Here is a 21,314-nt window from a genome sequence, read left to right as displayed (position 1 = left end):
TCCCAACAAGGAGCGCACGTGGACGACGTCCTGGCAAGAGCCGGCATCTTCCAAGGAGTCGAGCCCTCAGCGGTAGCGGCGCTGACAAAGCAGCTGCAGCCCGTCGACTTCCCCCGTGGACATGTCATCTTCAACGAAGGTGAACCCGGTGACCGCCTGTACATCATCGTGTCCGGCAAGGTGAAGATCGGTCGACGCTCACCCGACGGTCGCGAGAACCTACTGACGATCATGGGCCCGTCCGACATGTTCGGCGAACTGTCCATCTTCGACCCCGGCCCCCGCACCTCGACGGCTACGACCGTCACCGAGGTTCGCGCCGTGAGCATGGACCGCGACGCTCTCAAGGCATGGATCCAGCAGCGCCCCGAGATCGCCGAGCAGCTGCTGCGCGTTCTCGCCCGCCGACTGCGTCGTACCAACAACACCCTGGCCGACCTGATCTTCACGGACGTTCCCGGCCGTGTGGCCAAGGCGCTCCTGCAGCTCGCGCAGCGCTTCGGCACTCAGGAAGGTGGCGCCCTGCGCGTCACTCACGACCTCACGCAGGAAGAGATCGCCCAGCTCGTCGGCGCTTCCCGCGAGACCGTCAACAAGGCGCTCGCCGATTTCGCACACCGCGGATGGCTGCGCCTCGAAGGCAAGAGCGTTCTGATCTCGGATTCCGAGCGTCTGGCTCGTCGCGCGCGCTAGTTTCTTCCTTCTCGACTCTTTCGGCCGCTCCCACTTCGGTGGGGGCGGCCGAAGTCATTCCCTGGACTCTCGTTGTACCTATCGGTAAAGTATGTACCGATAGGTACAAATCCGATCGAGAGGCCACGCAATGACCGTCCGAGCACCGATCCCGCCCTTCACCCACGAAACCGCCGTCCAGAAGGTCCGCCTCGCCGAGGACGGATGGAACTCACGCGATCCGCACAAGGTGTCGCTGGCCTACACGCCGGACAGTTGGTGGCGCAATCGGTCGACGTTCGTCACCGGCCGATCCGAAATCGTCGAACTTCTGACCGAGAAGTGGACCCGCGAGCTGGACTACCGGTTGATCAAAGAGTTGTGGGCACACGGCGACGACCGCATCGCCGTGCGATTCGCGTACGAGTGGCACGATCACGACGGGCAGTGGTTCCGCTCCTACGGCAACGAGAACTGGGAATTCGACGCGGATGGCCTCATGCACCACCGTCATGCCAGCATCAACGACGTCCCCATCGCGGAGTCCGAGCGAAAGTTCTTCTGGGATTCGACCGGACCACGCCCGCACGATCATCCGGGCCTGAGCGAGTTGGGTCTGTGATGAAAGGATGAATCCATGGCCAGACAGGTAGCTGAACGCTCGGACACGATCCCCGCCCTCGCGAACGTGTTTCGAACCTACGGGTTCGACGGAGCAAGCCTGGCCGTCATCACCGAACACACCGGTTTGGGCAAAGGCAGTCTCTACAACTTCTTTCCGCGAGGAAAGGAAGAGATGGCCGAGGCCGTACTCGACGAGGTCGACGGATGGTTTCGCACCGAAGTCTTCGAACCGCTTCGAGCAGAGTCGGTTCCACCGCGGCAGCGCATCCAGAGCATGTTCGCTACCGTCGCCGACTACTTTCGGTCAGGGCAACGCATTTGCCTGTTCGGCGCATTTGCACTCGGTGAAGAGCGAAACCGCTTCGGCGCCAAGGTGCGAACCTACTTCGACGAATGGACCGCAGCTCTCGAGGCGGCACTCGTCGGCGCCGAAGATTCCACCGGACTCGCCGAAGAAGCCGTGGCCGGAATCCAAGGCGCAATAGTGATGTCCCGAGCCCTGGACGACGGTGCCGTATACAGCCGAGTGACGACGCGACTCGAAGATCGACTGGTACAGGCACTCACGCCGTAACGCATACCGCACGACCACAAAGGCATTTGTGCCGCGGCATGCACCTGGCATGCTCGAAAAGGTATGCACAAGAGGAAAGGAACCCATGCCCTCGTCCGAGACGGTGATCGCATCCACAGCTTCGGGGAAGATCCGCGGCCTAAAGCGTGACGGTTCCTACTACTTCGGTGCGATCCCCTACGCCCGCGCACCGCGCTTCGAGAAGCCGCGGCCGGCGGGACCGTTCTCCGACGTCTTCGACGCCACAGCGCTTGGAACGGTCTTCCCCCAACCACCTTCACGGCTCGAGCGCATCATGGGGCCACCGCTCCCCGAACCGGAGCAGAGCGAGGACAGCTTCACCGTCACCGTCACAACCCCGTCGCTGACCGGTCATCGCCCGGTGATGGTCTGGCTTCACGGTGGCGGCTACTCCAGTGGCGGCGGCTCCCTCCCCTGGTACGACGGCCACGCTTTGTCAGCCGAGGGCGACGTCGTGGTGGTGTCGGTCAACTACCGCGTCGGCGTGCTCGGATATCTCCTCCTCGACGGCGTGAGCGAAGGCAATCTCGGGGTCCACGATCAGATCGCAGCGCTCGAGTGGGTGCGCGAGAACATCGAGGCATTCGGCGGCGACCCAGACTCGGTCACCGTGTTCGGGCAGTCGGCCGGCGCTCATTCGATTGTGAATCTGTTGAGCAGTAACAACTCTCGAACTCTTTTCCATCGAGCAATTCTGCAGAGCACCCCACGGCCGGACCTCAATTTCACGCAGGCTGCCGCGATCGAGAACGGTGAAGCATTTGCCCGACTGCTCGACGGAGATCCTCGGACCGCGCCACTCTCCCGCATTCTCGACGCATTCCGCAGCACCGCAATCGAGTTCAGCCGGCGGTCCCCCAATGTCGTGCAACCGCCCTTCGCACCGATTTCCGAACTGGATCCGGTGATCCGAACTTTCGAAACAGCGCCGGACGTCATCGTGGGATACACCCGCGACGAGGGATCCGCTTTCGTGCGCGACGTAGCGGGAGTACCCGATCCCGAACGCGTCGCCGAAAAGGCACTGACACAGAACATGTTTGCCGAACCGGCGATGGAGCTGGCCGACGCCTTCACAGCGGCCGGCGCGTCGGTGTACACGTATCGCTTCGACTGGGCACCGACGGACGACGTCTTCGGAGCCACTCACTGCATCGAACTACCCTTCATGTTGGGAACCGAGCAGTCCTGGAAGAGCTCACCGATGCTGGGCAGCAGCGACTGGCAGAGCATCGACGCACTGGGCCGTCGGATACGCCGGCACTGGACGTCGTTTGCGCACACGGGAAGTCCGGACAGCAGCGAAACCTGGGAGAAGTACACCTCGGCCCAACCGATCGGAATCACCTTCTTCTGAGCAACTTCGGGCGCCTACCCACTCGCGGCAATCCCGTCTAGGATTGCTCCATGGACATGCCCAAGCTCCTCGACGGGCGACTCAAACTCCGCCATCTCCTGCTCGTCGACGCATTGAGCCGTCAGGGCAGCGTGGTCGGCGCCGCTGCCGCACTTCACATCACACAACCCGTCGCGACCCGCAGTCTGCACGACATCGAGTCCATTCTCGGTGTCTCGCTCTTCGACCGCGGCCCACGCGGAATCACCCCGACCATTTTCGGCGAGGCCTTCACAACTCATGCGCGGGCCGTGATCGCGCAGCTGACCGAAGCCGGGCGGCACGTCGTCGAACTTGCCGACGCCAATCGCGGAACCGTCATCGTGGGAACACATCTCGCCGGATCCAACGTGCTGCTTCCCGGCGCTATCGCGCGCCTGAAGGTTCACCACCCGCTGCTCACCGTCATCGTGCGCGAAGGCACGCCCGAACAGTTGCTCACCGATCTGGAAGCGGGCCGAATCGATCTGATCGTCGGCCGGCTCACCTCACCTACCGATGACACCGCGATAAGACGGAACCTCTACGCGGAGTCCGTCGAACTCGTCACCCGCGTGGATCACCCGCTCGCTCACCGCGAGGACGTCCAACTCGAAGAACTACGCGGCTTCCCCTGGATCCTTCCCGGGGTCGAGACAGTGCTCCGCCGCGAGCTCGAGGAGTTCTTCGCCCGCAACAGCCTGCCGTTGCCCGAAAACCGCGTCGAGGCAACCTCTTTCCTCACCGTGCGCCAGCTGCTGGTCGAGACCGACATGATCGCGGTCCTACCGAGCCTCATCCCCCGCGACGACGCGCGCTTGACCACCCTGTCCATCACACTCGATCCGATCGGGCACAGCGTCGGCATCACTTCCTCGGCGACTCGCACGTCGAGCCCGTCCGCACAGGCCCTGATCGCGACGCTGGAGTCCTTTGCAGCTGAGCTCATGCGACCGTGAAACGCCGATCGGCCCGTTCCCCGCGAGGGGGAACGGGCCGATGTCGGATCAATCCAGTACTCAGGCGTTTTCGGAGACGCGAATCTCCTCGTGTTCCAAGCCCCGCGACGAATCGGGGACAATCTTGAACAGTGCGATGGCGCCGACCAGGCTGATTGTGCATATCGAGGCGAGGTACCAGGTGACGCCTACCGAAGACCCGGTGGCGTCCAGCAGTGCGGTGGCGATCATCGGCGCCAGTCCACCGCCGAGAATCGCACCACTCTGAAGGATCAGAGACGAACCGGAGTAGCGGACCTTGGCCGGGAAGGTATCGGCGATGATGCTGCCCTGAACGCAGTGGGTGACCGGCACGATCAGACCCATACCCAGGAACGCGATGACAGCGACCACTTTGTTCTCGGTGTTCAGTAGCGGGAAGAACACGATGCACCACAACAGGATTGCGGCTGATCCGCCGATGAACATGTGTCGACGCCCGTACTTGTCAGCGATCTTGGTCCAGAACGGGATGGAAAGGAACCACAGGACTGCGGCCGCGGTCACGCTGAGCACCAGGAATTGCTTGTCGTAGCCCAGATGTTGAGTTCCGTACGACAGGGTGAACACCATGAAGGCGTACGCCACGGCGGAGTTCGCCAAGCACGCGGCAAGCGTGAGAGACAAACGGGGGAAGCCGACCTTGAGCGACTCACGCAGCGGGAAGCGGACTATTTCGCCCTTCTCCATGATCCCGGCGAATGACGGCGACTCGGTGACGCGCAGGCGAATCACCAGACCGATCGCCACCAGAACGAAGCTGAGCAGGAACGGGATTCGCCAACCCCACGAAGCGAATGCCGAGTCCGACATCACGGCGTTGGTCGTCAGGAAGATGCCGTTGGCGAGAACCAGTCCGGCGGGTGTGCCCATCTGCGGGAAACCTGCATAACGATTCTTCTGCCCTGCCGGCGCGTGCTCCATCGACATGAGTGTCGCACCGGCGCCTTCACCGCCCAGACCGATGCCCTGAACGACGCGCATGGCCACCAGGAGGACGGGCGCCCAGAATCCGATGGAATCGTAGTTCGGGATGAGGCCGATGAGTGTGGACCCGACGCCCATCATCACCAGGGAGACCACGAGTGTGGCCTTGCGCCCGATCCGGTCACCGAAGTGCCCGAACACGAGCCCACCTACCGGCCGTGCGATGAATCCGACGGCGAAGGTGCTGAAGGCAGCCAGCGTGCCGGCCGTGGGGCTCAGGCTCGGAAAGAATTGTTTGTTGAAGATCAGCGCGGCGGCTGTGCCGTAGAGGAAGAAGTCGTACCATTCGAGAGTTGTGCCGGCCAGAGTTGCCATGGCAACTCGGCTACGGGCAGCTTTCTCCGGCAACGGCTTTCCGTCACTCGTTGTGCTGTTGGATATCTTGTCTGACATCGCGGAACCTATCGATTGGATGGGGCAGGCGGACGATGAAATCTGTAGTCACCGACCCCGTCTTCGGGATTGTCGGCATCACGAGCGTCGTCGATCGTTGTGTTTGGAATTGTGCTCGCTCGAGACATGACTCACAAATGCCGAATTCACCGTCCGCCATACCGGAAAGGGTATAGCCGGGGTCTCAGACGAGACCCAGGAAGCGTTCGGCATTCCCCCGCGAAATCAGTTGACGCGCAGTATCGTCCAAGAACTCACTCTTGCGAACCACCTCACCGACCGGACGCTCCCCCAAGGGGTACGGGTAATCACTACCCACCATCACACGGTCCACCCCCACCGTGTCCACCAGCAATCGCAGTGCGCGCTCGTCGAAGACGACGGAATCCACGTAGAACCTACCCAGGTAATGCGAAGGCGGGAACTCCGACGTACCGATGATGTCGTTGCGGCCGTGCCAGGCGTTTTCCATCCGGCCCAACCAGAACGCGAAAGATCCACCACCGTGCGCAAATCCGATCTTGAGACGATCGTCGATCTTGTCGAACACCCCACCGAGAATCAGCGCGAGTATCGACAGATGCGTTTCGGCCGGCATCGCGGTGAGCCACTGCGCCATCCAGCGATCGAGGCGCGGAGAGTTGGCCATGTCCCACGGGTGCACGAATACCGGCACGTCAAGCGACGCACAGTGCTGGAGAAACGTCACCACGCCCTCGCTGTCGAGGTCCAGATCGCCCACATGATTGCCGATCTCGACACCGCGGTGCCCGTTCGCGATGCACCGCTCGAGCTCACGGCACGCTGCGTCGGTGTCTTGCAGAGGCACCTGGCAGAACGGAATCAACCGATCCTTCGCCGGCTCCACGATCTCGAGCGCGAGGTCGTTGAAGATCCGTGCGATGCGACTTGCCTGCTCGCCGCTTCGGCCGTAATTGAAGAATGCCGGCGTCGGCGAGACGACCTGCGTGTGCACGCCGTCGGCATCCATGTCCCGAAGCCGCACCTCGGCGTCCCAGGCATCGGACTGGATGCGGCGGAACTCCGTGGTGCCCATCATGATCATGGCTTCGGTCTCCGACTCGACCTTCAGCCACGGCGCTTGCGGCCCCGCGTCTTCGGTCAGATCCGGCCACCCGTTGGGCACGTAGTGGGTGTGGATGTCGATCAGGTTGCTCATCACTCAGCCCTTGCCGGGATGGAGCGTGCCGCACTTGTCACACGTGCGGGCTTCTTCGCTCTCGTAGAACTTGACGAACACCGGCGGAAGGTCGGCCACGATGTCGCGCACCTGAAGTTCGACCTCGTGAATCTTGTGATCGCATTCGAGGCAGTACCACTGGAACTTCTCGAGCGTGCCTTCCTTGCGGACGCGTTCGATGACCAGGCCGATGGAGCCCGCGGTGGGACGCTGCGGCGAATGCGGAATGTCTCCCGGCAGCAACCAGGTTTCGCCCTCACGAATGTCGACACGCTGAGGACCGTCCTCGGTCATGACGTTGACGTGGATGTCGCCTTCGAGCTGGTAGAACCACTCCTCGTACGGATCGAGGTGGTAGTCGGTCCGCTGGTTCGGTCCGCCGACGACCTGCACGATGAAGTCGTCTCCGAGCGCCATCGTCTGATTGTTGACAGGCGGCTGCAGCAGGTGGCGGTTGTCGTCGATCCACTTCTTGAAGTCGATGACGGGAGGAATCGTGGTCATGATGCATTCTCCGTATCTTCGGACGCTGAGCGCTTGGAGGCGGGCACGTACGCCACGCCGGAAATTTCGATGAGCAGATGCGGGTGGGGCAGTTGGTGAACAGCCACAGTCGTTCTCGTCGGACCGTTTTCGTCGAACAGTTCGGCGTACACCTCGTTGTATCCACCGAAGTCGTTCATGGACACCAGGTAGGAGGTGACCTGAACCAGATCACTGAGTTCTCCACCCACTTCGGCGAGGATTGCCGCGATGTTTTCGATGACGGCACGCGTCTGCGCCCGAATGTCGAGCGCCGTAGTCCCCATCTCGTCGACCTCGACGCCGACAAACGTGTTGTCGGGTCGACGCGAACTGGTCCCGGAGACATAGACGAAATCGCCGACCACCTTGACGTGGGGGAACTTTCCGCGCGGCTTCGCCAGCTTCTCGATGACCTGCGCCCCACTCATCGCTTCACACCTTTCACCGTGACGGTTCCGAGTCCGTCGATCGTGCACTGTGCGACGCCCTCGTCGAGTCGCACAGCTGCTGTGGCGGCACCGGCTAGAATTACCTGACCGGCGCGCAACGGAATTCGGCGTCGGCGGGCGATGTCGAGCAGTGCATGCAAAGCGCGCGCCGGATCGCCGAGAATGGCCGACGTGGAACCGACTACCGTCTCGCCGCCGACCTCCATACGTACGGAACGGTCTTCGACGTTCTGTAGCGGCAGCCACCGCCCGATCACATACCCGGCAGCGCTGGTGTTGTCAGCGACGACGTCGGTGTAGGTGAAGCGGAAGTCGCGATAGCGCGAGTCGATGATCTCCATTGCGGGAGCCAGCGCGTCGACGCAGGTTTCGATGTCGACGTTCGGATCGTCGAGATCGACGTCCTTCGACAGACGGTATGCCACTTCGGGTTCGATCTTGGGATGAATGAACGTCCTCAGGTCGACTTCGCCGCCGTTGCTCACGCACATCGCGTCGGTCAACTGACCGACGATCACTTCGGAGACACCCATCTGCGCCATCTTCGCCTGGCTTGTGAAGCCGAGCTTGATACCCACAATCGATTCGCCACGGCTGGTTCGTCGTTCGATGAGTTCGTTCTGAATCCGGTAGGCGTCGTCGATGTCGATGGTGTATTCGTCGGCGAGGCTCGGGGTGTCGGTGCGAGTCTGCGCAGCGTCGTCGAGGCGACGCGCGAGCGCGGATACGGTGTCTTCGGGGGCTGTCATCACGCCTCGCTCATTTCTGGAAAACTTTTGCGGTTTCGATGTTCACAGTTGCACACATACATTCGTCGGTTCGGTGTAGAAGTGCAGCGAGGACTCGCCACCCTCACGTCCGATACCGGACAGGCCCATACCGCCGAAGGGAGATCGCAGTTCACGGGTGAACCACGTGTTGACCCAGGAGATTCCGACGTTCATCTTCTGCGCGACGCGGTGTCCACGGCGCAGGTCGTTGGTCCACACGGAGGCCGCCAAGCCGTACTCGGTGTCGTTTGCCAAGGCGATCGCTTCTGCCTCGGTATCGAACGGAATGAGTGCTGCGACGGGTCCGAAGATCTCCTCGCGCACGACGCGATCCTTGTTGGTCAAGCCAGTCCACAGGGTGGGTTCGATCCACGATCCGCCCGACAGTTCCTGTCCGAGGTCCGGAATACCGCCGCCGGTAAGCACTTTCGCGCCTTCCTGCTCGGCGATCTCGAAGTAGTCGAGAACCTTCTTCCGGTGCGCCTGCGAAATGAGCGGTCCGGTCGTCGTTGCATCGAGCGTCGGGTCGCCCAGACGCAATCCTGCTGCCCGCTCGACGAGTCCACCGGCGATGTCGTCGAAAATACTGCGGTGCACGTACACCCGTTCGGTGCACAGGCAGACCTGGCCGGTGTTGGTGAACACCGACTTGGTCAGACCCGTCAACGCTTCGTCGATGTCGACGTCGTCGAAGACGATCGCGGCGTTCTTGCCACCGAGTTCGAACGAGACCGGACGGACTCGCGGCGCAACGGTTTTCATGACATGGGAACCGGTTGCCGAAGATCCGGTGAAGGTGACACCGTCGATGCCGGGGTGCGTGGTGAGGAACTCGCCGGCGGAGTTCGCACCGAACCCGTGGACGACGTTGTAGACACCGGCAGGCAGGCCGACTTCTTCGAGTACCTCGGCAAGCAACGACGCCGTCGCTGGGGTTTCCTCGGAGGGCTTGACCACCACGGAGTTCCCGCACGCGAGCGCGGGCGCTACCTTCCAGGTCAGGAGAAGCAGCGGCAGGTTCCAGGGAACGATGACGGCGACGACGCCGAGCGGCTTGCGGATCGCGTAGTTCAACGCCTGCTTGCCACCCGCGAGATCCGTGACAAACGATTCCTGTCCGGCCGCGGCGACGATGTCGGCGAAAGTGCGGAAGTTCGTCAGGGCGCGCGCGACGTCGAGTTCGCGTGCCTGTGTGATCGGCTTGCCGGTGTCCGCCATTTCTGCGGCGACGAACTCTTCGAATCGCTCCTCGATCCGGTCGGCGGCGCGTCGCAGCAGAGCCGTCCGCTCACGGACCGGCGTATCGGCCCAACCGTTGTCCAGAGCACGTCTGGCAGAGGTCACGGCCCGATCGACCAGGGCCTTGTCGGCCTCGTGGACCCGGGCGAGAACACGGCCCGTTGCTGGGTCGACCTGATCGAAGCTCGACGACTCGTCGGGTTCGACATAGGAGCCGTCCACGTAATTGCGGATCCATCCGTCGCATTGTGAGGTCATGGACTAACTATTGGCCCGTGACCCATATCAAACAAATGCAAAAACTGCCGCCAGCTATACCTCGATCGGCATAGATGGCGGCAGTTCGGCTACACAACTCAACTCTTCATGTCGGCGCCGAGCGCCTCAGCGGCGCAGAATGTCGGCGCCGAGCGCCTCAGCGGCGCAGATACGCCAACTGCACGTTGACGGATTTCTCCGCCACCGGCCACAGTTTCGGGTCCACGTCGGAGTAGACGTGCTCGACAACCTCGCGCACCGATGCCGACTCCCCCAACGTCGTCAGAGCGTCCCGCACCTGGGCTAGACGCTCCTCGCGGTGGGCGAGGTACTGCTGCGAAATCGCCTGCAGATCGGGCAGGTCCGGACCGTGCCCGGGAAGAACCGTCAGTCCTTCGCCGAGTGCGGCCAACGACCGCAGTGATGTGAGGTAATCCCCCAGATCGCCGTCGGAGTCGTCCAGAACTGCGGTGCCGCGGCCGAGAATGGTGTCGCCTGTCAGCACGCTCGCATCGTTCTCGATGACTATCGACACCGAGTCAGCGGTGTGTCCCGGAGTCGCGAGGATCCGCAGCTTCAGACCCGCCACCTCGATCACTTCACCGTCGACAAGCGCCGAAGCACCCCCGCGCAGAAAAGCGGGGTCTACGGAACGCACTGGAGCCGAGGTCAATTCATGGAAACGGTCCACCCCGCCGGTGTGGTCGTAGTGCCGGTGCGTGATCAAGGTCAGCGCAACCGGACCGATACCAGCGACACGTTGCAGGTGTTCCTCGTCGTTGTCGCCTGGATCGACGACTACACACTCGACGCTGCCGGGAGCATGCAGAATCCAGGTGTTCGTACCGTCCAGCGTCATCATGCCCGGATTGTTCTCGAGCAAGACCGAAGCGATGTCGGTGACGCGGCGAAGCTGCGCGTAGGCGGGATGGACCGTCGACATCAGCGAACTTCGACGATCAGTTCCACCTCGACCGGAGAGCCGAGGGGAAGCTCTGCCACGCCGACTGCCGAACGAGCATGGATACCGGCGTCGCCGAGCACCTCACCGAGGAATTCGGACGCGCCGTTGATCACGCCGGGCTGACCGGTGAATCCTTCGGCGGATGCCACGAAGCCGACAACCTTGACAACGCGAACGACGTTGTCGATGCCGACCAGGGCGTCGATGGCAGCGAGAGCGTTGAGCGCGCAGGTACGCGCCGCGGCCTTGGCGTCCTCATCCGACACGCCCGCACCGAGCTTGCCGGTCAGCGCCAGTTTTCCGTCGACGAACGGGAGCTGACCCGACGTGTACACGTGGTTGCCGCTGCGAACCGCGGGAACGTACGCAGCAACGGGTGCCGCGACGGCGGGAAGTGCGATGCCCAGTTCGGCGAGACGCTCCGACCAGGTCTGTGTTGCCTCTGCCATGTGATTCAGCCCTTCGGACGCTTCATGTACGCGACGTGCTGCTCGCCCGACGCGCTCGGCAGGACTGCCACGAGTTCCCAGCCGTCGACACCCCAGTTGTCGAGAATTGCCTTCGGATTGTGGACCAGCAACGGAGTCACGGTGTATTCCCAGGAAGTTATTTCGCTCATGCGGTGAGCCTATCCCGCGTACATCTTCGGCCCCAGACTTATAGGCTCGCGGTGTGGTTGCATCCCAAGATGAGCTGAGCAGGACCTGGCCCGAGTCTGCGACGAAGGCCCGCCTGCACTTTGTGTCGGGTAAAGGCGGAACCGGTAAGTCCACGGTTGCCGCCGCGTTGGCGCTCGCGTTGGCCGAGGGCGGCAAGCGCGTTCTCCTCGTGGAGGTCGAGGGCCGCCAGGGAATCGCGCAGCTCTTCGACGTACCGCCGCTTCCACCGCAGGAGACCAAAGTCGCGGCCGCCGAAGGTGGCGGTGAAGTGATGGCTCTGGCCGTCGACATCGAGACCGCGTTCCTCGAATACCTCGAAATGTTCTACAACCTCGGCTTCGCCGGCCGGGCAATGCGTAAGTTCGGCGCCATCGAATTCGCCACCACCATCGCTCCCGGCCTTCGCGACGTTCTGCTCACCGGCAAGATCAAGGAGTGCGTCATCCGCACCGATCGAACCGGCAAACGCGTGTACGACGCCGTTGTCGTCGACGCTCCCCCGACCGGACGAATCGGCAGCTTCCTCGACGTCACCAAGGCGATGGCCGATCTCGCCAAGGGCGGCCCGGTGCACTCCCAGAGTGAAGGCGTCGTTCGGCTGCTGCACTCGCCGGAGACCGTCGTACATCTGGTTGCACTTCTCGAAGCGCTGCCCGTTCAGGAAACTGCCGACGCCGCCGCAGAACTGGCGCGCGACGACCTCAACCTCGGTGCCATCATCGTCAACCGCGCCAGCCCGAGGTTCTTGCCCGAAGACCAACTCTCCGGTGCCGCTGCCGGCGATATCGACGCGGCTTCGATCCGGTCGACACTCTCGGACGTCGGCATCGATCTGTCCGACGACGACTTCGCAGGCCTGCTCACCGAGACGATCGAGCACGCGTCGGTGCTCGAAGCTCAAGAATCCAGCGCCGAGAAGCTCCGCGAGATCGACGGGGCTCGGGTGCAACTTCCCGCACTCGCCGACGGCGTCGATCTCGGCGGGCTGTACGGGCTTGCCGAATACCTCACGGAACAGGGCGTGTGATGACCGAGACCACCGAGAACGTGACGGTCGGCAGTTCCAGGACCGGCCGACGCGCAGCTCCAGCCCTCGATATTTCGGCGATCATCAAGGACCCGACAGCCCGAATCGTGGTGTGTTGCGGCGCAGGCGGCGTCGGCAAGACCACGACGGCCGCGTCGCTGGCGTTGCGTGCAGCCGAAGAGGGCCGACGCGTAGTCGTCCTCACCATCGATCCGGCCCGCCGCCTCGCACAGGCCTTGGGTGTGGCCGAACTCGACAACACTCCGCAGCCGGTGAAGCTGGGTCCCGAGGCCACGGGCGAACTGCACGCAATGATGCTGAACATGCGTCGGACTTTCGACGAGATGGTCATCGAGCATTCGAGCCCTGAGAAGGCCGAGCAGATCCTGGCGAATCCCTTCTATCAAACCGTTGCCACATCGTTCTCCGGAACGCAGGAGTACATGGCGATGGAGAAGTTGGGGCAGCTGGCGTCGAACGACGCGTGGGATCTGGTGATCGTCGATACCCCGCCGTCGCGCAATGCGCTCGACTTCCTCGACGCCCCGCAGAGGCTCGGCACATTCCTCGACGGACGGATGATCCGGCTGCTCTCCGCACCCGGCCGTGGCCTGACCAGGCTCGTCGCCGGCGCGATGGGATTGGCACTGAAGGGTGTCTCCACCATCGTGGGAAGCCAAATGCTTTCGGATGCATCGGCATTCGTGCAGTCGCTCGACTCGATGTTCGGCGGTTTCCGTGAACGCGCAACGAAGACCTACGAGTTGCTACGTCAGCCGGGGACTCATTTCCTGGTGATCGCAGCGGCCGAACCCGACGCTCTGCGCGAGGCGGCGTTCTTCGTCGATCGCCTTGCGGGCGACTCGATGCCGTTGGCCGGTCTGGTTCTCAACCGCACGCACCCGACATTGACGGCTCTGCCTGCCGATCATGCGGTGACCGCCGCCGACAAACTGGAAGCGAAGGAAAGTGCGACCGAGGCCGAAGCCCTCACCGCAGCCGTTCTCCGCATCCATGCCCATCGGGCAGTGATCGCGAAGCGGGAGATCGCCTTGCTGAGTCGATTCACCGCAGCTCACCCGAGGGTGCCGCTGATCGGTGTTCCGTCGCTACCGTTCGAGGTCTCGGACCTCGAGGCGCTGCGCGCGGTGGGAGATCAGCTCACTCGTAAGGGCTGATCCCCCCGATCGGCCTGGATCAGACTGCTGAGTGATGCTGGCGCTGGTCTTCGAAGAACTCGGACCAGGAGTCGACGTCGGGGTGCTGCTTGAGCAGTGCACGGCGCTGACGCTCGGTCATTCCGCCCCACACACCGAACTCGACACGATTGTCGAGAGCATCTGCTCCGCACTGCATGAGGACCGGGCAGTGACGGCAGATGGTGGCCGCCTTGCGCTGCGCGGCGCCACGAACAAAAAGTTGGTCGGGGTCGACCTCGCGGCATCGTGCCTTAGTTACCCAGGCAATTCGTGCCTCGGCCTGCTCGATGTCCAAACGGCTACTCGGGGTGGCTGTGTACATTCTGGGTCCCCTCTACAAAGTCTGACCGTCGCCATAGGGCGAGCAGCGCACCATCTCAGCCGTCCCCGCGGTAGCACGGTGAAAGCTGAGACACATTCGTGATCGAGTGTTACGTCGATCACACTGATCACAATTTAGGTAAAGAACGGCCCTAACGCAAGACGCTCGGGAGCATTTTTTGGTACGGCAGTACAAAGCGCGTGTTCAGAAGGTTTTGAACACCCCCAAAACACTGAAACCGGTTCCAATGGGTGGGCACACGTACTCTGTAGATCGTGTCGATTGCAAAAACAGTGGCGAAGCTCGCCGGAAGCTCCGCATTGGCGGGTGTCCTGGTCGCAGGGGTGATGTTCCCAGTGGCGGGCGGATTCGGATTCGCGTCCAACCGCGCCGCCGATACCGTCGACAACGTCTCGGCCGAACTGGTCGAAGGCACGGTCCCCGCGGTGTCCACCATGGTCGATGCGGCAGGCAATCCCATTGCCTGGCTCTACGACCAACGACGCTTCGAAGTCCCGAGCGAGAAGATCTCCAACAACATGAAGTTGGCGATCGTCTCCATCGAGGACCGCCGGTTCCCCGACCACAAGGGCGTCGACTGGCAGGGAACGCTGCGTGCCTTCCTCACCAACACGACGACCGGTGAAGTGCAGCAGGGCGCGTCGACACTCGATCAGCAGTATGTGAAGAACTACCAACTGTTGGTCGTGGCCAAGACGGATGCCGAGCGCCGCGCTGCCATCGAGACCACCCCGGCCCGAAAGATCCGCGAGATCCGGATGGCCCTGACGCTGGACAAGGAACTCACGAAAGACGAGATCCTCACCCGGTACCTCAACCTCGTACCGTTCGGCAACGGATCCTTCGGCATCCAGGACGCCGCTCAGACCTACTTCGGCGTCGATGCCGCAGATCTGACCGTTCCCCAGTCGGCGATGCTTGCCGGCATGGTTCAGTCCAGCTCCGCACTGAACCCGTACACGAACGTCGAGGGCGTGACCGAGCGTCGTAACACCGTGCTCGACACCATGATCACGAACATTCCGGATCGTGCCGACGAGTTCCGCGCCGCCAAGGAAGAGCCCCTCGGCGTCCTGGAAACCCCCAACAACTTGCCGCGCGGCTGCATCGCTGCAGGCGATCGCGGATTCTTCTGTGACTACGCACTGAAGTACCTCTCGGACGCCGGAATCACGCGCGACCAGATCAACGAGGGTGGTTATCTCATCAAGACCACTCTCGATCCGCAGGTCCAGGCGTCCACCAAGGCCGGACTGAACGCGAACGCGAGCGCCAACCTCGACGGCATCGCGAACGTGATGAACGTGATCAGGCCGGGCCAGGATTCACACAAGGTCATCGCGATGGCCAGCAGTCGCACGTACGGTCTCAATGCCGACGCCGACGAAACCGTCCAGGCACAGCCGTACTCCCTTGCCGGTGACGGTGCGGGTTCCGTCTTCAAGATCTTCACGACGGCTGCGGCGATGGAGAAGGGCCTAGGTATCAACGCGACGCTCGACGTGCCCAAGCGATTCGAAGCCAAGGGCATGGGTAGCGGTGGTGCGGCCGGTTGCCCGGTGTCGACTTACTGCGTGGAGAACGCCGGCAACTACCCGCCGACGCTGTCCGTGACCGACGCGCTGGCACAGTCCCCCAACACCGCTTTCGTCAAGCTCATCGAGGCAACCGGCGTCACGCCGACCGTCGACATGGCCGTCCGTCTCGGCATGCGCTCGTATGCTGATCCCAACACCTCGGGCTTCGACGAGCGCAGCATGGCCGACTTCCAGAAGGAACAGAACCTCGGTTCGTTCACCCTCGGTCCCACCTGGATCAACCCACTCGAACTCTCCAACGTCGCGGCCACTCTCGCCTCGCACGGCAAGTGGTGCCCGCCGAGTCCCATCGATTCGGTCTTCGACCGCTACGGCAAGCCTGTGGCCGTCACCGAGCAGGGCTGTGAGCAGGTTGTCGAGCCCGGCTTGGCAGACACACTCGCCAACGCCATGAGCCGTGACGACGTCGGCGCCGGTACGTCTGCCGGAGCTGCAAGCAGCGCCGGATGGAGCCTGCCGATGTCGGGCAAGACGGGTACCACCGAGACCCACAAGTCCTCGGCGTTCCTCGGCTTCACCAACAACCTCGCTGCCGCTGTCTACATCTTCGGCGACTCCCCGACGCCGGGAGAGATCTGCTCGAGCCCGCTGCGCCCCTGCTACAGCGGCAACCTGTACGGCGGTACCGAACCGGCGAGATCCTGGTTCGCGGCAATGAACCCGGTCGCCAACAACTTCGGGCCCACCTCACTGCCTCCGATCGACGAGAAGTACGCACGGGGATCGCAGAACGGCCAGGTTCCCGAGGTTGTCGGCCTGAGCCAGTCGGCGGCGACGTCGCGGTTGCAGGCGTCCGGCTTCACGGTCAATTCCGTGACGACGGCGTCCGGAGCACGCGCGGGAACGGTCACCGGAGTTTCGCCGTCCGGGTCCGCGATCCCGGGTTCGACCGTCACGATCTACATCAGTGACGGTTCCGTGAGGGCTCCGGCAGCACCCGCATCCCCGGCAGCTCCAGCAGCTCCGGCACCGGGCGCGACTCCCCCGGATGCGACTCCGCCCGGAGGTGAACCCGCACCGCCCGCGGGGACCCCGCCGAACTGACGGCCCTGAAAACTGACGGCTCTGAAAACAAGAACTGCCGCGATCTCCGAATGACTCGGAGATCGCGGCCGTTTTCGATTCTGGTGGCGCGCTTCTACAGGCGGGACTTCACTGCTGCAGAGATACGGGCGCCATCGGCCTTGCCCTTGGCCAGCGCGCTGGCGGCCTTGATGACCTGGCCCATCTGACGCATCCCCGGACGCTCACCGAGCTCCTCGGACACCTGAGCGAGGGCGGTGTCGACGACGTCGACAAGCTCGGCGTCGGTCAACGGCGTCGGCAGGTACTCGTCGATGATCTGAGCTTCGGCGCGCTCTTTCGCGGCAAGCTCACCGCGGCCGTTCTCGGTGTAGATCTCGGCCGATTCGCCGCGCTTCTTCGATTCCTTTGCAAGGACTTTGATGATTTCTTCGTCGGTGAGGACTCGTGCTTCCTTACCGGCCACCTCTTCGGTCTGGATGGCTGCCATGAGCATCCGAAGGGTGGCTGTACGTAGCGGATCCTTCGCCTTCATGGATGCAACCATGTCGGTTCGGAGGGTGGCTTTGAGCGATGGTGTCGTGTCGGACATGGTGGAAACGTTACGCGCTCGGCGTTTCGAGCGTGCCGATAGTTACCTCCGCCCGGACACAATTCTCTGTGGAATAGCTGTAAAAGGCGGCGAGAGCGACGCAGAAGAACGCCACACCCGTATCCTTGAGAGGTGTCTTCCCAGTTCCGCACCAATCTGACCCGCACCGCACTTGGTGCCGCGGGCGCCGCTGCACTAGGGATCGGGTACGCATCCGGCATCGAACGCAATGCATTTGCACTGCGTGAGGTGACGATGCCAGTCCTGGCGCCCGGTTCGTCGTCGCTGCGGGTCCTCCATCTCAGCGACCTGCACATGATGCCGAACCAACGGTTGAAACAGAATTGGTTGCGTGAGCTCGAAGGCCTCGACCCCGACCTCGTGGTCAACACCGGCGACAACTTGTCGCATCAGCGCAGCGTCCCGGCAGTGGTCCAGGCGCTCGGTGATCTGTTGGCTCGGCCGGGTCTGTTCGTCTTCGGCAGCAACGACTACTTCGCTCCGAAACCGAAGAACCCACTGAGCTACATCTTCAACAAGGACAAGCGCATCACCGGGGATCCCCTCCCCTGGGGCGATCTGCGGGCCGCGTTCACCGAACGTGGATGGCTGGACATGACCCACGTGCGCCGCGAGCTCGAAGTGGCCGGAATTCGCATCGCAGCCGCCGGCGTCGACGATCCGCACCTGAAGCGTGATCGCTACGACACCGTCGCCGGAACACCCAATCCCGTCGCCCAGCTCAAGCTTGGTCTGACGCACTCGCCCGAACCTCGAGTTCTCGATCGGTTCGCCGACGACGGTTACGACCTTGTGCTCGCCGGCCACACGCACGGTGGTCAGCTATGCCTTCCGTTCTACGGCGCGTTGGTCACCAACTGCCAGATCGATCGATCCCGGGTCAAGGGGCCGTCGAAGTGGGGCGCGCACACCCAGCTGCACGTCTCCGCGGGCATCGGCACTTCGCCGTGGGCGCCGGCGCGCTTCTGCTGCCGCCCCGAGGCAACTCTGTTGACTCTGGTTCCGGCCACCAGGCGCGAACCGGAGCACGTCTCCGCACACAGTTCCGCAGAGTCTCCAGCGTCGGTTCTACGCAACTGACCTGCGGATTTAATGTCAGTCGACTCGGTAATGTAAGCTAACCGAGGTTCGACACGGGGTGTGGCGCAGCTTGGTAGCGCGCTTCGTTCGGGACGAAGAGGTCGTGGGTTCAAATCCCGCCACCCCGACAGTGAAGAACAGTAATCGAGGCCCTTCCGCTCACGCGGGAGGGCCTCGATTGCGTTGACGATAAGGTGAAGCCGTGGCATCCCAACCAGACTTTGCGCACAACGACATGGCGAGCCGTAGCCGACGCGAGAAAGCCGTCGGCCTGGCCAAGTTCGCCTGGGATCGCGATATCAGTAGCGCAGAGTTGCTCGAGATGCCCGACGATCGACTGCGCAAACTCGCACGTGCGGCCGGCGCCAATCCGCCGAGCACGCGGGAGACCTGGACCATCGCGGCCGGACTGCTCGACGAGAAAGCTGTGTGGGCAGCCGCTAACCCTGACCGTCCCGAAGCTCGGCGTGAGCATCCGGACGAGAAGATCATGTGGGTGAAGAAGCCGATCGAGCCCTGGCTGTGACAGCCGAGTTCAGCACAGCTGTGACAGCCGAGTTCAGCACAGCTGTGACAGCCGAATTCAGCACAGCTGTGACAGCCGAATTGAGCGGAGCTGTGAAGCGGTGATCGGGCAGGTTGATGAGGTGGTCGTCGACTGCTCGTCTCCTATCGCACTGGCGAAATTCTGGGCCGGAATCCTCGGCGGACAACCAGTGGAGCGAAACACCGCGTGGGCGTTTGTCGACCCTCCAGGATGGACCCGCCTCGCGTTCCAGCGCGTACCGGAATCCAAGCTGACGAAGAATCGTCTACACATCGACGTCAGCGTGGATGACGTCGTCGCTGCAACCGAGGCCGCCGAGCGCCTCGGCGCAACTCGGGTCGGTACTGTCCAGCAGGACCCGGCCGGTACCTTTCAGGTGCTGCTGGATCCAGAGGGAAACGAGTGGTGCGTCGTCCGAAGTATCGGAAGGTGATTCACACTCCCGCTACGGTTTCGCGAGCCCAACGGTAGTCGGCCTTCCCACTGGGTGAGCGGAGGATGCTGGGTACCAGCACGATCGACCGGGGGATCTTGTACCCAGCCACGTGGGTGCGGCAGTGCTCCGACAATGATTCCGTCGCAACATCTTCGAACCCCGGCCGAACCTGCACGACAGCGGCGACCTTCTCACCGAATCGTGCGTCGGGCGCGCCCGCTACCAAGGCGTCGAAAACTGCCGGGTGAGTTTTGAGTGCCTGCTCCACTTCTTCGGGGTAGACCTTCTCGCCGCCGGAGTTGATGCACATCGAACCGCGCCCGAGCAGCACGATGGTTCCGTCGACTTCCATCGTGCCCATGTCCCCGAGTACCGCCAGCCGCACCCCGTCGACGACAGGAAAAGTTGCAGCAGTCTTGGCGGGGTCGTCGAAGTAGGCCACGGGGACATGGCCGGCCCTGGCGATGAACCCGGTTGCGCCCGAGCCTGGTTCGATGCGACGAAATTCGTCGTCGACAAGAATCATGTTGGGGTTGGATCGAATGCGCTTGGAACCGTCCTCACCGAATTCGACGACGCCGTCGTTGCCGGATTCCGAAGCACCGAAGGCATCCTTGATCACCAGTCCCGGTAATCGGGTTGTCAGTTCTGCCTTCAGGTTCGGGGAGAACAATGCGCCACCCGACCCGATCAGTTTGAGAGTCGAAAGGTCGTAGCGCCCTTCGCTTGCAGCGATGGCGTCGGCGATCGGCCGAGCAATCGCGTCGCCGACGACGGTGATTCCGCTGATCTTCTCGGCCTCGACCAGTCGCAGCACTTCCGTCGGATCGAAGCTGCGAGTCAGCACTCGGGGCGCTCCCATGAGGAAAGCCGTGAGCAGTGAATAGATCGCGGCTCCATGCATGAGCGGCGGGATTAGTAGCAGCACAGTCGGATTGGTGTTCGCCACGGCCGCATCCACAACCTCTTCGAGACTCCGACGCGGCGGCCCGCTGAGGTTCGCTCCGGACAGCGCGGCGAAGAAGAAGTCCTCGTGCCGCCACACCACGCCCTTGGGCATTCCGGTCGTGCCGCCGGTGTAGATGATGAAATGGTCGTCGTTGCTTCGCGGGCCGAAGTCGCGAGTATCAGTCTGCGCGGCAAGGGCGTTCTCATAGTCGTCGCCGACGATCAGCACGTGGGAGATCTCCGGACACTGCGGAACCACGGCCAATGCCGTCGGCGCGAATTCCTCTTCGACGAGTAATGCCACCATTTGAGAGTTGGTGTAGATGTACAGGAGTTCTGCATCGGTGTATCGGAAGTTGACGTTGATCGGCACTGCTCTGATCTTCAAGCAAGCCAGGAGCGCTTCGACGTACTCGACGCAGTTACGCATGTGAATACCGACGTGCTGCCCAGGCTCGACGCCGACGGACTGCAGATGATGTGCGAGTCGGTTCGATCGCAGTTCGAGTTCGGCGTAGTTCAACCGAGCGTCTTCCAGAATCAAGGGAACCCGATCGGGGATCGCATCGGCAACGGCCTCGAACAGATCGGCAATGTTCAGGGTCATCGAAATCCTCACTACACGTGTCTTCGCTTACCAGTACAGGTCTTTCGCGAAGCTAACACGTTGGTCGCACCCTGTAGTCCGAATTGCGTAGCGGTCCCGCTGAGCGAGACCTGACGCGCTGCTCACCTGACATCAACGGTGCGGATACCTCTCTGACCAAGCCCGATAGCCGGAAGGTAGGGTA

The 21,314-nt window shown here is 62.7% G+C and carries 23 protein-coding genes and 1 tRNA gene; 12 read left to right on the top strand and 12 right to left on the bottom strand.

Annotation, left to right across the window (positions count from 1 at the left end):
• Positions 1-18: 18 nt before the first annotated feature.
• The 5 genes from FEZ59_RS08150 (at position 19) to FEZ59_RS08130 (ending at position 4,225) form a co-directional block, all read left to right on the top strand.
• On the top strand, positions 19-693 hold the full coding sequence (locus tag FEZ59_RS08150; protein ID WP_003943506.1) for a Crp/Fnr family transcriptional regulator: 675 nt from the start codon (positions 19-21) through the stop codon (positions 691-693).
• Positions 694-823: 130 nt separating this feature from the next.
• Entirely contained in the window at positions 824-1,294 is a 471-nt protein-coding gene (locus FEZ59_RS08145; protein WP_019746619.1) for a nuclear transport factor 2 family protein, read from the top strand.
• Between the two features lie 15 nt (positions 1,295-1,309).
• Entirely contained in the window at positions 1,310-1,870 is a 561-nt protein-coding gene (locus tag FEZ59_RS08140; protein WP_020968259.1) for a TetR/AcrR family transcriptional regulator, read from the top strand.
• 85 nt (positions 1,871-1,955) lie between these two features.
• On the top strand, positions 1,956-3,248 hold the full coding sequence (locus tag FEZ59_RS08135; protein WP_133728584.1) for a carboxylesterase family protein: 1,293 nt from the start codon (positions 1,956-1,958) through the stop codon (positions 3,246-3,248).
• A 50-nt stretch (positions 3,249-3,298) separates the two neighbouring features.
• Positions 3,299-4,225 (top strand): LysR substrate-binding domain-containing protein, encoded by a 927-nt coding sequence (locus FEZ59_RS08130; RefSeq protein ID WP_019746616.1) that lies wholly within the window; start codon positions 3,299-3,301, stop codon positions 4,223-4,225.
• Between the two features lie 60 nt (positions 4,226-4,285).
• Here the strand turns inward: FEZ59_RS08130 and FEZ59_RS08125 are convergent, their stop codons facing one another.
• The 9 genes from FEZ59_RS08125 to FEZ59_RS08085 form a co-directional block, all read right to left on the bottom strand.
• Positions 4,286-5,644, bottom strand: coding sequence for an MFS transporter (locus FEZ59_RS08125; protein ID WP_019746615.1), 1,359 nt, complete (start codon positions 5,642-5,644; stop codon positions 4,286-4,288).
• Positions 5,645-5,828: 184 nt separating this feature from the next.
• Complete coding sequence (locus tag FEZ59_RS08120) at positions 5,829-6,824, bottom strand: amidohydrolase family protein (protein ID WP_172932521.1); 996 nt, start codon at positions 6,822-6,824, stop codon at positions 5,829-5,831.
• Between the two features lie 3 nt (positions 6,825-6,827).
• The gene (locus tag FEZ59_RS08115) at positions 6,828-7,349 is read right to left on the bottom strand and encodes a 3-hydroxyanthranilate 3,4-dioxygenase (RefSeq protein WP_003943511.1); all 522 of its coding nucleotides are present in this window, start codon (positions 7,347-7,349) and stop codon (positions 6,828-6,830) included.
• A complete protein-coding gene (locus tag FEZ59_RS08110; RefSeq protein ID WP_019746612.1) occupies positions 7,346-7,798 on the bottom strand; it encodes a RidA family protein in 453 nt (150 codons plus the stop codon). Before FEZ59_RS08110 ends, FEZ59_RS08115 begins: the two co-directional genes overlap by 4 nt.
• On the bottom strand, positions 7,795-8,568 hold the full coding sequence (locus FEZ59_RS08105) for a fumarylacetoacetate hydrolase family protein (protein ID WP_021334237.1): 774 nt from the start codon (positions 8,566-8,568) through the stop codon (positions 7,795-7,797). The genes FEZ59_RS08110 and FEZ59_RS08105 overlap by 4 nt, the downstream gene beginning before the upstream one ends.
• Positions 8,569-8,610: 42 nt before the next feature.
• Entirely contained in the window at positions 8,611-10,086 is a 1,476-nt protein-coding gene (locus FEZ59_RS08100; protein WP_092765741.1) for a 2-hydroxymuconic semialdehyde dehydrogenase, read from the bottom strand.
• A 157-nt stretch (positions 10,087-10,243) separates the two neighbouring features.
• Positions 10,244-11,029 carry an MBL fold metallo-hydrolase gene (locus FEZ59_RS08095; RefSeq protein ID WP_019746609.1) on the bottom strand — a complete coding sequence of 262 codons (786 nt, stop codon included), beginning with the start codon at positions 11,027-11,029 and terminating at the stop codon, positions 10,244-10,246.
• Entirely contained in the window at positions 11,029-11,499 is a 471-nt protein-coding gene (locus FEZ59_RS08090; RefSeq protein WP_003943508.1) for a RidA family protein, read from the bottom strand. Before FEZ59_RS08090 ends, FEZ59_RS08095 begins: the two co-directional genes overlap by 1 nt.
• A gap of 5 nt (positions 11,500-11,504) precedes the next feature.
• A complete protein-coding gene (locus FEZ59_RS08085) occupies positions 11,505-11,669 on the bottom strand; it encodes a hypothetical protein (protein WP_003943454.1) in 165 nt (54 codons plus the stop codon).
• A gap of 53 nt (positions 11,670-11,722) precedes the next feature.
• Between FEZ59_RS08085 and FEZ59_RS08080 the strand changes: the two genes are divergently transcribed.
• Positions 11,723-12,736, top strand: coding sequence for an ArsA-related P-loop ATPase (locus FEZ59_RS08080; RefSeq protein ID WP_172932520.1), 1,014 nt, complete (start codon positions 11,723-11,725; stop codon positions 12,734-12,736).
• Positions 12,736-13,914: an ArsA family ATPase gene (locus FEZ59_RS08075; protein ID WP_029254327.1), complete on the top strand. Its 1,179-nt coding sequence runs from the start codon at positions 12,736-12,738 to the stop codon at positions 13,912-13,914. The genes FEZ59_RS08080 and FEZ59_RS08075 overlap by 1 nt, the downstream gene beginning before the upstream one ends.
• Positions 13,915-13,933: 19 nt before the next feature.
• Here the strand turns inward: FEZ59_RS08075 and FEZ59_RS08070 are convergent, their stop codons facing one another.
• Positions 13,934-14,257: a WhiB family transcriptional regulator gene (locus FEZ59_RS08070; RefSeq protein WP_019746605.1), complete on the bottom strand. Its 324-nt coding sequence runs from the start codon at positions 14,255-14,257 to the stop codon at positions 13,934-13,936.
• Between the two features lie 293 nt (positions 14,258-14,550).
• Here FEZ59_RS08070 and FEZ59_RS08065 point away from each other — a divergent pair, with 293 nt between their 5' ends.
• Entirely contained in the window at positions 14,551-16,920 is a 2,370-nt protein-coding gene (locus tag FEZ59_RS08065) for a transglycosylase domain-containing protein (RefSeq protein ID WP_003943525.1), read from the top strand.
• A gap of 94 nt (positions 16,921-17,014) precedes the next feature.
• On the opposite strand, the gene FEZ59_RS08060 is transcribed toward FEZ59_RS08065, so the two are convergent.
• Positions 17,015-17,491, bottom strand: a complete 477-nt coding sequence (locus tag FEZ59_RS08060; protein ID WP_003943491.1) for a GatB/YqeY domain-containing protein — start codon at positions 17,489-17,491, stop codon at positions 17,015-17,017.
• A 132-nt stretch (positions 17,492-17,623) separates the two neighbouring features.
• Between FEZ59_RS08060 and FEZ59_RS08055 the strand changes: the two genes are divergently transcribed.
• The 4 genes from FEZ59_RS08055 (at position 17,624) to FEZ59_RS08040 (ending at position 19,572) form a co-directional block, all read left to right on the top strand.
• Complete coding sequence (locus FEZ59_RS08055; protein ID WP_003943461.1) at positions 17,624-18,592, top strand: metallophosphoesterase; 969 nt, start codon at positions 17,624-17,626, stop codon at positions 18,590-18,592.
• Positions 18,593-18,646: 54 nt separating this feature from the next.
• Positions 18,647-18,720, top strand: a tRNA-Pro gene (locus FEZ59_RS08050).
• A 74-nt stretch (positions 18,721-18,794) separates the two neighbouring features.
• A complete protein-coding gene (locus tag FEZ59_RS08045) occupies positions 18,795-19,118 on the top strand; it encodes a hypothetical protein (RefSeq protein ID WP_019746603.1) in 324 nt (107 codons plus the stop codon).
• Between the two features lie 100 nt (positions 19,119-19,218).
• On the top strand, positions 19,219-19,572 hold the full coding sequence (locus FEZ59_RS08040) for a VOC family protein (protein WP_029254326.1): 354 nt from the start codon (positions 19,219-19,221) through the stop codon (positions 19,570-19,572).
• 1 nt (position 19,573) lies between these two features.
• Here FEZ59_RS08040 and FEZ59_RS08035 read toward each other — a convergent pair whose 3' ends face one another.
• Positions 19,574-21,130, bottom strand: a complete 1,557-nt coding sequence (locus tag FEZ59_RS08035) for an acyl-CoA synthetase (RefSeq protein WP_172932519.1) — start codon at positions 21,128-21,130, stop codon at positions 19,574-19,576.
• Positions 21,131-21,314 lie beyond the last annotated feature (184 nt).

Source organism: Rhodococcus sp. MS13, from assembly GCF_013277835.1.
GTDB lineage: Bacteria > Actinomycetota > Actinomycetes > Mycobacteriales > Mycobacteriaceae > Rhodococcus_F > Rhodococcus_F erythropolis.
The sequence above is the reverse complement of the archived record's forward strand: the minus strand, read 5'-3'. Positions and strand labels throughout refer to the sequence as shown.